The 13746-nt window shown below is 55.2% G+C and carries 6 protein-coding genes; all 6 read right to left on the bottom strand.

All coding sequences use genetic code 11. The annotated features are described in order from the left end of the window. The gene (locus ACEQU8_RS10615; RefSeq protein ID WP_370263466.1) at window positions 1-1515 is read right to left on the bottom strand and encodes a FecR domain-containing protein; all 1515 of its coding nucleotides are present in this window, start codon (window positions 1513-1515) and stop codon (window positions 1-3) included. Next, window positions 1512-6992 (bottom strand): filamentous hemagglutinin N-terminal domain-containing protein, encoded by a 5481-nt coding sequence (locus ACEQU8_RS10610; RefSeq protein WP_370263465.1) that lies wholly within the window; start codon window positions 6990-6992, stop codon window positions 1512-1514. Before ACEQU8_RS10610 ends, ACEQU8_RS10615 begins: the two co-directional genes overlap by 4 nt. Before the next feature lie 11 nt (window positions 6993-7003). Continuing rightward, entirely contained in the window at window positions 7004-8623 is a 1620-nt protein-coding gene (locus tag ACEQU8_RS10605; RefSeq protein WP_370263462.1) for a ShlB/FhaC/HecB family hemolysin secretion/activation protein, read from the bottom strand. 13 nt (window positions 8624-8636) lie between these two features. After that, window positions 8637-9419: a 3',5'-cyclic-nucleotide phosphodiesterase gene (locus ACEQU8_RS10600; RefSeq protein WP_370263460.1), complete on the bottom strand. Its 783-nt coding sequence runs from the start codon at window positions 9417-9419 to the stop codon at window positions 8637-8639. A gap of 29 nt (window positions 9420-9448) precedes the next feature. Further along, window positions 9449-11188, bottom strand: coding sequence for a patatin-like phospholipase family protein (locus tag ACEQU8_RS10595; RefSeq protein WP_370263459.1), 1740 nt, complete (start codon window positions 11186-11188; stop codon window positions 9449-9451). 106 nt (window positions 11189-11294) lie between these two features. After that, window positions 11295-13592, bottom strand: a complete 2298-nt coding sequence (locus ACEQU8_RS10590; RefSeq protein ID WP_370263458.1) for an AsmA family protein — start codon at window positions 13590-13592, stop codon at window positions 11295-11297. Window positions 13593-13746 lie beyond the last annotated feature (154 nt).

Genomic DNA, 13746 nt, shown 5'->3' with positions numbered 1-13746 from the left:
TTAAGGCGCGCACTGCGGTGCGCTAAATGGTGGGGCGGCCAACGTGTTGTCTTTGGCCAGCACATCGGGAGGCGCAACAAGCACCTGTGGTGGGCGATTACTCTGGGGGGCAAACACCAAACCTTCGCCACGATTGACGGGCAAGGGGGGTCCGCCCTCGCTGGTGGACACCACAATCGTGCCGTCATTCACAGCCACAAACAGTTGCACATCCCCTTCAGAGCCGTTGCCGGAAGAGCCGCCACCTCCTTGCGAAGATCCACCGGGGGCCTGCACTGGCGTGGTAGACAACGATTCAAAGTTTACAGGCGTGTTTTCTGGCAATGGGCCAGCGTTGGGCACATTGCCCAGCACATTGCTCAGTCCGTTGACCACCTGAATGCCCACGGCACCCGCCACGATGGATGCTGTTTGCCCCGCGTTGACCAACGAGGTAGTGCCCCCACTGGTGACCACCACTCGCCCATCCCGAATTTCAACGGTGAAGTTCACAGAGCCCGAGCACTGCACCAAGCCACCATCGGTGGAGGTGCAAGAAATATCAACCGCCGTGCCGCGTATGCCCACGGTGGCCGTTTCGGTAAAAAACTTCACATTGTTGGGCTCAGCCTTACCAATGGCCCCGGTCACAGCCCGCACTGCGCCCTTCAGCAACTTGAATGAGGCCACGGAGGTTTGCGGTGAAGCGGGTGCGTAGCTGTACGCGGCCACTTGCATGCTGCTGCCACCGGGCAATGTAAGCCGGGTGGAATCGGCCATGCTCAGCACGGCAAATCCGCCTTCGGCCACTTCAACGGTTTCGCCGGCAAACACGGCAGACCCTTTCATAAGTGGCCTGCGCTGCCCTTTGTCGTTGATGGCAAACATGGCGCCTGTAGATTGTGACACTCGGCCTGCCACATCTGCTGAAGAGGCGTTGTTGCTGGTCGCACTGCTGGTTTCCCCTTTGGCAGTTTGTGCACATTCTTTGCCCTTGCACAAACGCATGGAAAAGTCGGTACCACGAATACCGATGGTCGCTGTTTCGCTTTTCATGGCAAAGGCATCGGCATTGCCACGCTTGCCAATCAAGCCAGTAAGGGTTCGCAGCCCCCCTTTGACCAGCTTGAATTCGGCTTTGTCTGCCACCGGCTCCTCGGGTTGGTATTCGTAGTTTTCCACCACAAAACGAGTGCCTGGGCGCAAAGCCACCTGGGTGGTGTCAATGAATTCAAGCACCGTGGTGCTTTTTGCCTGGGTGTTGATCACATCGCCCACATACAGCTTGGTGCCCACGTTGGCGAATTTGTTTTTGCCCTGCGCTGTTTGTAAATTAACCAGGCCCGTGATGGTTTTGATGGTACCCACCACTTTGGCCTCGCTGGAAGCCGCCGCTTCTGGCGCTGCCTTACCCCCTGCGACATCAGCAGGTTTAAGATTTTGCGCTTGCAGCGCCATGGGGGCCGCCAGGAGCGATGCGTACATCACCATGCGAGCGGCGCGAGCCGAAAGCGATCGAAGTGAATAATTCATCATTTGCACACCGCCGCTGCACGTGTGGGGTTGCTCTTGGTTTGCGTCATTTGAATATCGTTTGAGCGCTGTGAGGTGGTGGTGTCGCCAGTGCTTTGATTGGCGGCCGTGACCGTCTCTTCCTGCTGGGTTGGGCTGCTTGAAGTGGTGGTTGAGCCACTTCTGCTGGTGGACCCCGTACTACCCGACGTGCTGGTGCTGGAGGACGGTGCAAAAGCCTGGTTGAGGTTTTGTGAAACCTGCGAGCCACTTCCACCTGTGGATGTGGTCAGTGTGCTTGGTGCCGGGCTCGTGGTGGGCGTTGTTTGGGGAGGTGGTGGGGGTGGCGGGGGTGGAGGCTGAACCGCAAAGGTTGAGGTGCGCAGCAACTGACCATTGGTAGCACCGAACACGGCTGGGTCGGCAAAAGCGTAACTGGCTGGTGTGCCGGTTTTGGTGATGGTCCCAAAGCTGCCCGCAATCGCATTGGCAGTGAGGAAGTCGTAGTTGTTACCGGCCCCCAGCGTGCCACCAGAAATGTCAATCAAGTTGAGCTGGCCAGCCAAATTTGCATTGCCATTGACCACGATGCAATCGTAATCCACGCCCTGCACACCGCCATTGCTCTGAATTTCAATGTCCAACACGCTGTTGGCATTCAGGTTGAGATCGCCATTGACGGTCATCAGTCCAGGGGAGGCACCCGGTACGATGCGGCCACCCGCCGCATTGAGATTGCCGGAAATCGTTGCAAAGCCCCGCAACGTACCGCCGTTGATATTGATCGCACCAGCCAAAGTGGTACCCGGTTGAACCGTCGTGGTGCCACCGCTTTGATTAAATCCGGTGAGGAAGGCGAAGCTGCCCGGGTTAAATTGCACATTTCCGGCGTTGCTAAAGCCATTGTTGAACTGAATGTTCTGCCCTGGGCTTGCACCAGAGAAAGTAAGGGTGGACGCAGCGCCATTCACCAGGTTGTTTCCAAAACTGCCAGAGCCCTCAAAAATTAGGGAGCCGTTATTGATCAGGCTCCCACTGCCCGAAGGCAAGGTTGCAAAACGATAGCTGCCCTGGTTGGTCACCGTGCCGGTGTTGCTCAAACTGTTGCTCACCGTGCTGCCATTGCCATTGCCAAGCACGAGGTTGCCGCTGTTGTTAATCGAGCCCGTGCCCAAAATCAGACCATTGAAGGTGTAATTGCCCTGCAGGCTCAAGGTACCGTTGTTGTCCATTTCGTTGCTTAGCGCTTGGTTGGCGCCGTTGGCCGCAAAAATGAGGGTTGAATCGGCGCCGTTGACCACGCGCTTTCCGCTGGCCAGGTCTGTGAGGTTCACTTGGTTCTGGCCGGAAACAAAGCGAATTTCACTCGCATTTTCGATCTGGTAACGAATGGCTGCCAAATTGGTGCCCTCGGCAAACGCCACACCGCTGTTGGCCACTGTGGGGGCCGACTGGTTAAGCACTGAGGTGATGCGCCCCTGGAAATTCACGGTCTGCACCACATCAAATTTCACGCAGAAATCGAGAGCAGTGCAAGTAGGAGTAGAAATAGACGAGTCTGGATTGCCATCGACCACAAACGATGGGTTTGCAAACCCACTCAACACCGTGGTGGCTGGTGTGGAAAATCCGTTGAAGTTATCGTATTCAATCAAGCCAACCATCTCGGTGGTGAGCTGGCCAATTCTAAACACCGGTCGATTGGTATCGGGTGCAGAATTAATGCTGTCGTAGTAAAAGGCCAAACCCTCTGGCAAGCTGCTGGCGTTCCCAGCCACATTGATGGTAATGCCTTGGCCAATTGTGAGGTTGGCTGCATCGGGGGCGGCATCAAGTTGCGCATTGTCGAACACACGCCGACCCGCCAATATGGCGTTGCCTTGTGTTGCACTATTGAAAGTCGCAGTTCCCGTGATGCTGCCATTGCCCTGGGCATCGGTTTCTACCACAAGGAATGAATCGCCACCAAAATTGATGGTGGCATTGTTCATGACGACAGGTGCAACCGTTGCGCCGTTTTTGTCTTGAGCTGCAAGCAGTAAGGCTGCCTCAGGCGCCAAATCTACACGTGTGGCCAACTCGGTGCCCTGCAGTTCCAAAAAGCCATCACTAGTCACATTAATGTTGCCGGCGCTGGAGCCACTGCCCAAATATCCACCCGCAATGGTCAGGTCGTCGTTTACAAAAATAGTGCCCTTGGTCAAAGGCGAGGCTGTAGAAGCATTGCTCGCGGTTACTGCGGAGTTATTCCACAACCCAGTGGCAGCCAGGCGACCTCCATTGGTTCGATTTACAACAAACAAATCTGCGCTGGTAAAACTGCCATCCAAGCGCAATGCCGAGCCCGCGCCATTCACACTGAGTTGTCCACTGGTGGTAGACACAGTGGACCCTGTAAGGCGAACCCGACCGCTGTTCACGGTCAAGTTGCCCCGGAAATCCACACCCACCAACGGGGGCGGTGGTCTCATGCCAAGGGATTGAGAAAACTCATACTGCCCAATGCGCAGCGAGCGCTCATCTTGCCCAGCGTTGACAGTGATGTTTGCACCGCTAATTAATAGGTTGTTAATTGGTGTGCCGAGGCCACTGCTATCGGTTGGAAAATTTTGTTCTTGCACTGCAATTTGATTCTGCAGGCCAGACACCTGAATGTTCACCGGAGCTTCCAGGCGGCCATCCAAACCAGTGAGGTCAAGTGTGGCACCCACTGGACCAAACGAGGACGAGGGGGAAATCTCTGCGGGCTGAATTTCACCTCCAAACTCAACCGGGTTGACGGGTGGAGCAATGGTGCTGGTGCCCACCATGTCGATTCTTGCGCCACTGGCGGCCACAAACTGCCCACCCGTAGAGGAAATGTAAGCCCCAGGAGCCTTTGCAGCCACGGGCCCGAGCGTACTGGCAAAACTCGAGAAAGACTTGCCCAGATCAACAAACGAACCCTCTTCGATGCGCAACACCGACGCTGAGCCCATGCCAAGGTTATGTAACTCAATAGCGTTAAAGCCCGACCTGACATTAATGGCACCAAACAGATTGGTGTCGTACCCGCTCACAAAGGCGGATTGTCCACTGAATGCATCTTGCAATACATCCATGGTGCCATTTAAGTTACCCACACCATAGTCCAAGGAGGCGCCTGACACATCAAATTGCGTACCGGCAGCGGTGTTCAATTGGGCAATGTCGTAACTCGCAAAAGTAGATGAAAAATTTGGATCGTTGAGTGGGCGAATGGTGACGTTGCCACTATTCAAATTGAGCGAGCCAATAAAGCCGGTGCCACCTTCCAGGTTATAGCGGCCCTCCACATTCACAGTATTCAAAAAGGTGGATGCAGCGCCAAAGTTCAAGAACCGGGCGGTTGCACTTGCACCGTCTTTGATGTTCAAGCTGTCGGCGTCCAAAAACTCGTAGGTGAGCGATCCGAGTATGGGGGAAGGCAATTCGAAAGTATCTGCACCCACGTTGACCTCTACAGGCGCAGTGGATGATCCAAAACTGTCAATGGTTTGAACCGCAAGATTGGCCCCGAGAATATTTAGCTTACGCACTCGAGTGCCGTCTGGAATAGTGGGAGCCTGAGAACTAAGAGGCGAACCACCCGGATTAAAGTCAGCAAACTCGATAGCAGGCAAACTCAAGGGGGTTGCGGGGTCTGCACTGTTCATGCCAGACAACAGGTTTACACCGTCTAAGGGTAACTGACCCGGCGTGCTCACTGGCAGCGTGGTGCCAATGTCGTAGGGTGCCAGGGTTAAAAGGCCACCCTGGCCCAAATACAGAGGCGCATCGACGTACACCGGCTTGGCGATGTCGTAATTCAGGGTGAGTCTAAAGCCATCAAACGCGGTGCTGATGGGGTTGATCCCCACTGGGGCGTCAATGTTGATTGTGCCTTGGGCTTCTAAAACCAATTCTGGAATTGCTCCTGGGAATTCACTTAAGTTGTTGGTCACTAACACAGGCGCAGCAATGGTGAGGTTACCCTCCCCGGGGCTGGAGCCAGTCGTGTAAATTTGCACAAATCCATTTTGCTCCAAGCCATCCACAACCGTGGTGTTGAGCAAATACGACTCTGGGTTGCTTGAAAGGTCGCTGGAATAAGAAAACGGACCCTGCCCCATCGCCTCTAAGCCGCTATTCCCTGGAGGAATTTGATCCACCACGGTGAGGTTTGCCGGGTCGAGCAACCATTGACCCGCTTTGCCCTTGGGGGCGCTGGTGTTGGCAGCGGCCCGAACGTCCAGGCTTTGCTTGCCCGAAGTTTCTACCCGACCGCCGTCTCCACCCAAGGCGCCGCCTTTGGCTTGTAGGCTGGAGTCGACCCGAGTGTGCCCATCGGCCCAGGCCACCACTTCACCACCCCGGCCCTGCTGGTTTGCATTGGCCGACACGCTGGCCCCCGCCTGCACCACGGTGTGTTGTGCATTTTGAAGCGCTGGGTTTTTGCCCTGCCAGCCCCCGCCCAGGTGCACCGTGCCTCCGCCATCCCGACCATCCGCCTGAACTGTTGCACCCGACAGCACTGCAACACGCTCGCCGGTGACCGTAACCGTGCCACCCTGACCTTGTTCACCGTTGGCCTGCACTTGCCCGGCCACGACCGCATCGCCTTGGCCCGCGCTCACATGCACTTGGCCACCACTGCTTCCATTGGCCAGCGCAGAAGAACCCGCATCCAACTGTGCCCCGCGTGTGCCCACAAAACGAATCACACCACCGGGACCTGCTTCCACGCCGGTGGCCTCTACAACACCCGTGTTTTGCACCAAGGCACCGAACAAAGATGCGTTTTGGCCAATCAGTTGCCCCAGGTTGAGCGCTCGTTCGCCTTCCTTGGCCGCCACAGTAAGCCCAATGGTGGGGTGTCGCATGTCCACAATGGTCACACTGTGACCTGCTGCCAGCAGCACTTCACCCTGGGCATGAATAATGCCGCTGTTTTCAATGCTGGGGGCCAACAACACAATTGACCCGCCCGAATGGCTCTTGAGCAAGCCCTGGTTCACGATGGAGCCAGCTCCGCCCTGCTCGGCAGAAAACTTAAGGTGCCCATTTAACAGATCGGTGTTGCTGGCCGCCAAGCTGCTGGCCAAAAAGCCAGCCGTGTCGATGACCGCACCTGCTCCAAAAAACACGCCCGCTGGGTTGATCAAAAACACTTGCCCATTGCTTTGCAAAGTGCCAAGAATTTGCGACACATCGCCGCCCGTGACGCGGTTAAACACTTGGCTGTTGGCGCTTTGCTGGATAAATTGCGTGGTTTGGCCCACATCAATATTGAACTGTTGCCAATTGAGGATTGCGCCCGGCGTGTTGGTGATTTGCGTGAGGTTGCCCATTTGGGTCATGGTCGCCTGCCCCGCCACCACGCTCATGCCAGAGGGGTTGGAGTATGCAGGCGTGGCCAGGGCGAGTGCAACCGCTGCCGCCACAGCACTGTGACGGAATGAAGGCTGGCTTGAGTGGGTACGTCGTGGGTTGGGACGGTTCATGGTGCCCCTCCTTACAATGGTGTGGCAAAAGAGACATGCAACATGATGTCTCCATGAGGTTGAATGGGCACGCCAGAGACCACGCGCGCCAAATCAAGCCTGAATTGGTGTTTGGTGTTGAATGCGAAACGAAGCCCCATGCCGAAAGAAGCGATATGTGGCTCGTTTGCGGTGTTGGGCTGGGGATTATTGATTTTGAGTTGAGCGGCTTCGGCAAACCCAACCCACTGCAATCGTTCAAAGACCCCACCAAAATGCTTGGCGACGTTGGGGCCACTCAATTCAAGCGATTGGCGCATGCCCCGGTCACCCGACACCACACGCTCTTCGAACCCACGAACAGAGTACATACCACCGGCCCCGAACTGCTCGCCAGAAATCAGGCTGAAGTCGGTGTGTTGTAAATCAAACTGGGCTGTTAAACGCCAGTTGGGCGCCAGTTGGTCAGACCAGCTGGCGTTGACGCGAATGACATCAAAGTTGGCCCGTGCTGCGGGGTTGGTGCGTACATATTGACCATCCGAGTTCTCGCCACCGGTGACATGATTGACAAAATACCCCACCTGAAAAGTGCGCTGGCGCGAATTTTGGGTGTCGAGCAAAGTGTACGTAAGCCCGATGGGCCGGCTTTCAAGCTCGGGAACCAGGCTTGGGCCTGTGCCGTTGAGCTGCACTTGGCTAACAAATTTTTTGATTTCGTACGATGTGGTGAGCCGCTGGTCAAACACATCCAGACGGGGCAACAGCTGCACCCACTTCACAGCGTAATTGGTACCCGCACCGGCCACAGACACCGAACTGGAACCCACGCTCAACGTTCCGGCGTTCACGTTGGAGTCAGAATAAGCCATCTCCAACATGGCAGCCTGCGTATAAAAAGGCACCTTGTAATTCAGGCCAAACACTTCAACGTCTGAAATTCGCCCGGGCGAGGTCACATATTGAAAGGCGGCCATGTGGCCGCGGTTAAACGCGTTGTTGTGTTGCAAGGCCAAACCCAGGCGGTTGTCACCAGTGGCGTTGGTGCCTGTGTTGTCCAGCGTTAAAAAGGCAGCAATGGGCTTTTGGTCAGATACTTGCACCTTGGCATCGACCAGATTGGGTTTGTCGCTGGGCTCCAGGCGCACCCGCACGGTTTTGGCGGGGTTGTCGTTGATGAGGCGCAGGTTTTGGTCCATTTGCACCGTGTTGATCAGGGTGCCCGGGCGCAGCACCCACAGGTCTTTTAAGATGGCCTCGGAAGTAAAGTGATCGTTGCCTGCCACCGTGATCACATCCAAACGGGCGTCCACAATTTCGATTTCAAGGCTGCCACCGGGTTGCAGATCTTGCTCGGGAATCAACACCCGAACCACCTCGTACCCAGCCAAGGCATGACGCCTTTCCACCAGGGTGGTGGCATGGCGCAGCTCTTCAAAGGTGATTTCACGCCCGGCAAAAGCACGCAAAATGCCCTCCACCTCATCGCGGGGCACCAGCTCGGGGCCTTTTATCCTGAAAGATTCCACCACAAAGCGTGGCTCTTGGTAGGAGCCCTCAGGTTCCGAGGCTTGCGCGGATGCAGGGTTTGTATTTCCAAATGCCAACAGCAGTGCCGATGCAAGCACTGCAAGGGGTTTTTGAATGATCAATTGAAAGACCCAATCAAATAGTGAATGTCATCCCAGCCGACAATATGCGCAAGGGCTGGGCGCCTGGGTACTGCTGGAGTTCATGCTCTATCAAGGTTCGGTCTTTGGGTTTGAGGTGACTAATCCAAACTTCACAACCGGGAACCGTGATTTTTTTTAATTCATCAAATAACAAACTGGGGCACAAATGTTTGGCCAAATCAGCCAGCCACTTTTCTTTGTCAGGGAAAGCAGCTTCAATAAACAGATAATCCACCTTTTTGGTGGCGTTGATAAGGTCAAATAAGCGGTCTGTTTGGTGGGTATCTCCAGAAAAGCACCAACCCCCGGTGGGAGTAAACAGAAAAACACCAATGGCAGGCACGGTGTGAGCCACTTCCACCACCTGAATTTGCCGTTTGCCAAAATGCAAAACCTGTTCGGGAGATATTTCCTGATAAACCATCACCGGATTATCTGCCGATGGAATTCGAGTGAAGTCGGGCCAAATAAAGTGGTTAAACACATGCTGCTTAAGCGCATCCAGCGTTGGCTTGGAGGCATACACCTTCAACGGGCTGTTACGGCCAACGCCCACCGTGTCCACCATGAAGGGCAGACCACAGATGTGATCAAGATGCGAATGCGTGAGAATCACATGCTCTATTTTTTCCAGGCGATCGAATTCGAGTTCGCACAGGCCAGTGCCAGCATCGATCAATATGTCGTCGTCAATCAGGAAGCTGGTTGTTCCTTGCCCTGGAATGCCTATGCTGCCGCTGCACCCCAACACCTCGACGGTCGAGTGTTTATGCATCCAATCCTCTTGAAGATTCGCACTGCTTTTTATGTAATTTTACGGACAAGACTCAGTATATCCGGTATTGCGCGTTTGCCCGCTTCGTAACCCAAGTTCACAATTTCCTCCCTCCGCTCAAACTCCATCAAACCGATGTTTTGAATGTCGGGCTGAATGTGCAGGTCACTAATGACCCGCGCTTGCCTGGATTTTTCAATGCCGCCCAATTCGATCACTCGCATCAGGGATTTCATCAGGCTTGGCATGTGGGCCACCCCATCGTCGGCCATGTGGGCGGTGATGTCTTCTTCCAAACCCACATCCACAGTCATCACCTTGCTTGCGCCCTTGGCCCGCATGGTGTCGGCCGGCACGTTGTTCACCAATGCGCCATCCACCATCACCTGGCGACCATCCAAAAACGGCTCGAAATACACGGGGATGGAGGTGCTGGCGCGTATGGCTTTCCACACCAAACCCTGCTCAAACACATGCTGCATGCCGGTGGTGAGGTTACAACTTACCGCAAAATACGGAACAGGGTAATCCTCAATAAAGGCCTCACCAAATGCATGGTGGTACACCTCGTCGACTGCGCGGCTTTTAACAAAGCCGTAACGGGGTATCCAGTAATCGGTCAATTTGAAGGGCAGCCCCTTTTTAAAGCTCTGAGCCAGCACAGCTTCAACCTCGGCAGCGCTGCGCCCAGAGGCAATCAAGGCCCCCACGAGCGCGCCCATGGAAGTTCCGCCCACGTGATCCACCACAATGCCAGCCTCTTGAATGGCCCGGTAGAAGCCCGCATGGGCAAAGCCCCGCGCGCCACCGCCCCCCAGGACCAGCCCCAGGGTACGCCCCAACACATGCCGAGCCACCCGCGCAAAGTCATTTTGGTTGCCGTGGCGAACATGCAAAACCCGAAAAGACTCCCCGAACTGCTCTCGCACGCGCCGGGCCACATTGGCCTCAACCCAAGCTGCCTCGTGCACCAACACCAGCCACACCGGAAACTGGTGTTCGGCTTGCTTGATGCGAGCCTTCAATTGCTCGCAGGCCTGGGCGTCGCTCAAGGTGCTGGCGCAAAACAACACCACCATGCTGTCGAGGTCATCAATCAGGCGCTCATCGAGCGGGGTATGGATGTCAACCGCCAACCATTCGGCCACACAAGGCAAATTGGTCACGGGTGGGCGCAAGGTAAGCGCACGCCAATCGGACCAGCGCCTTAATTCGGCTTGCTTTTTAATGCCCGCACACAAGGCTTCTTCAGCACGCTCGCTCAAGCCATCGGGCTTGACCAGGGAATGGAATGCAATGAGCTGATGCTGCGAGACCGGTGCGCGATAACCCAACTCTTTTTTAAAGCGGGCCACCAAGACACGAATCAGATGCTGGTAAACGGCATGGCTATGTTCGCCAAAACGATTCAGGGCTTGCTGATCGATCTCCAAGAGCACGCTATCGCGTCGGGCACAAATGGTGAGCGTTCGCAGGGACTGATCAAAAAAACCTAGCTCTCCAATCATCTCACCCGGGTAAAACGACAGCGTAAGGTCCATTTGCCCGTCGGGTCGCATGCGCTGCCCACGCAGTTGCCCCTGCAAAATCAGGTAAAACTGCCTGCTGGCATCGCCTTGCTGAAAGAGCGTGTCCCCACGCTGCAGCGGCACCAAGCGAGCCAGACCGATGAGCTGCTCAGCCTGATGGGTTTGAATGTCCAAGCGCTTGGCCAACAACGTGGCTGCTTGGCGTAATTCATCAGGGGAAAGACCGGCAGAGGTGGACAATCGATGGGCCTTGCAAAATGGGTGCTTGCATCGATGGTAACAAACAAAGCAGGCCCGGTATGCCCCCCAGTGGGACATGCGGGCCTGCAAGTGAATACAAAGGGTATTAGCGGTTCAGAAATCCTTTGAAGGCGTCCCGCAGTTTGTCCTCGGCCTTGCCTTTGAGCTCTTCGCGCTTTTCATCAATCTTGGGCTGAAGCTTGGCTTTGGCGGCCTCTTTGGCGAGGTCTTTGAATTGCAACTCCCACTGAATGTTGGCAAATGGGCCAAACACACGCACGGGCACAGTGACGCCATTCAACCCGGCATCCAGAGTTTTGCCACCCTGCCCAGTGCTGGTGGCCACAATCGATGTGCGAGCCAGGTAATCCACCGTGTTATTGACCAGATTCACCTGCCCTTGCCCACCAATGCGAAACAGGGGTGCCATCAAGTTAAGATCGTTGGAGGAGCCCACACCATCTTTAAACACAAGGCTTAACGCCATGGAACTAAAGTCAGTTTTTTGGGTGGTGTCAGAGGTGCTTGTGGTGTTGCTGCCGCCGGTTAACATCGCTTTGGTGTTGCGGAATCGCTCGGCCAGGTTAATACCTTTCACAGCACCATCTTGCAAAGCCACAGCCACCGTGCCGTTCAAGCCGGCCTTTAATGCGTTCACGGTATTGCCCTGCGTGGTGAGGTTGATGGTTACATCGCCACGCCCCTCCAACATGTCTTTGTCCAGCAGGTCTTTCATGAAAGGCTGAATTTGAACGCCGCGCACCTGCTGGTTAATTGCAATGCGCTGCGTGTTGGCATTCACGGTGATGGACCCGGTGCTGTTGCCACTGTAGAGGTTGCTTTGCAAGGGTTGCACGGTCAGCAGACCATCGCGCGCCACCGCCTTGGCTTTTAGATTGGCCGCCTTCACGTTGCTGACTTTCAATTTGCCAATATTGGCGGTCACATCCATGTTCAAGCCCTTTAAGGCGCTTAAATCCACTGGGGTATCGGCAGCGGGCTCTTTGCCATCTGCGGCTTTGCCTTCCGCTTTGGGTTTGGGTGGAAACAATGCATCGATGTCTAGCGTGTCCGCATTCAACACCGCCGTGATAAACGGTTTGGTGAAATTTTTAACGTCGGCTTTTAAATCGAACTTGGTGGACTCAAACTGCGAATTCAACACCACATCCACAGTTTGAGCCGAGTTGTTCAAAGCAAAACTGCCAGCCAAGGGCATGCTGGCCGATTGCTTGGGCAATGCGGGGTCTTTGACCTCCAGTTGCCCTGCCAACTTGGCCAATTCCAGGTACTGGGTTTGAATTTTTGCGGTCAGTGGGCTATTCAAGCCCAGGTTGACGGTGCGCTCACCCTCGACCAGCTTGACTGCTGTTTGAAGTTTCCCTTGCACCAGCTCGCGCAAGTTGCCAGACAATTCAGTCAAGGTCAGGTCGACATCCACGGTGCGAGCGGCTTGCTCCAGCTTGGCTTTCAGCGTGAACGCCTCTCCCCGGGCTTGCTGCTCATTCAACTCCAGCATAGGCGCAGCCACAGTGGCATCCAATTTGCCCACGCCGGGAACCGTTGCCTTCACCGCGGCCTTTAATGCATCCACCAAAACAGCCTTGGTTTCGGCGTTCACATTTAAACGGTCAGCCTGCAGGTTCACATCAGCCACCTGTTGGTCCAATTCGCCCAGCACGCTCGCTTTCAGGTTTTCGAAATTGGCGTATTGTGGCGCAGCCATTCCAAACTCAAGCTGGGTGCTGACATCCAGGTTAAGGTCTGCCTTCGGCTTGTTGCTTTTGATGTTGCCGCCCAGCAATACATTGGCCGGCACACCCGGCTGAAGACGACCCGTTTGGACGGCAAAATTACTCAATTGCGCTTCTTGACCTGTTTTCAAGTTGGTGTAGCGCAAATTCAAATCGCTCAAGGCGACCGAATCCACTGAGAAATTCAATGATTGACCCGCTTGCTCAGGATCTGCCTCGGGTGCTGCCTCTTCCGGCGCATCGGTTTTGGATGCAGCCAACAAGTCGTCGAAATTAAACTTGCCATCCACGTCTTGCACCACATTAACCACCAAGCCCTTGGCCTGAACGGCATCGACGACCACTTCAGACTTAAACAAAGGCATGAGGGCCAGGGAAACCTGTAGCTCTTCAACCTTTAAAAAAGCGTCGCCGCTATTGGGCTCGGTCAGCGCAACACCCTGCAGGCGGGCACCGATTGAGGGAAACCAACTCAGCTTTGCTGGGCCAGAAAAACTTAATTCGCGCTGGTATTTGTCACGCACCGCATCGGAGGCCTTGGCAAGCAAGGTTTGCTCATCCAGCGTGCTAACCAAAATGGCGGCTGTGGCTGCCAACACCACAGGCACCCCCAGCACAATGCCAACACCCCATGCCAGCGCTTTCTTCATGCCAAACACCTCCCTCAGGCTTGTGCAGTTTGCTCAAGCGCCGTTGTCCACACGCTTGGGCCTTTGGATTCCTTTTCAATGTCTTTTAAATAGGCTGCATGCAATTGCAACTCTTCTTCGGTGGGCTCGGGCTCGGGCAGGGCCAGGCTGTTTA

This window comes from Limnobacter sp. (genome assembly GCF_964228395.1).
Taxonomy (GTDB): domain Bacteria; phylum Pseudomonadota; class Gammaproteobacteria; order Burkholderiales; family Burkholderiaceae_B; genus Limnobacter.
The sequence above is the reverse complement of the archived record's forward strand: the minus strand, read 5'-3'. Positions and strand labels throughout refer to the sequence as shown.

Excerpts from the sequence above, each read along its gene's own strand:
- ACEQU8_RS10615 (WP_370263466.1), bottom strand. The coding sequence starts at position 1,515 with ATGATGAATTATTCACTTCGATCGCTTTCGGCTCGCGCCGCTCGCATG.
- ACEQU8_RS10610 (WP_370263465.1), bottom strand. The coding sequence starts at position 6,992 with ATGAACCGTCCCAACCCACGACGTACCCACTCAAGCCAGCCTTCATTC.
- ACEQU8_RS10600 (WP_370263460.1), bottom strand. The coding sequence starts at position 9,419 with ATGCATAAACACTCGACCGTCGAGGTGTTGGGGTGCAGCGGCAGCATA.
- ACEQU8_RS10590 (WP_370263458.1), bottom strand. The coding sequence starts at position 13,592 with ATGAAGAAAGCGCTGGCATGGGGTGTTGGCATTGTGCTGGGGGTGCCT.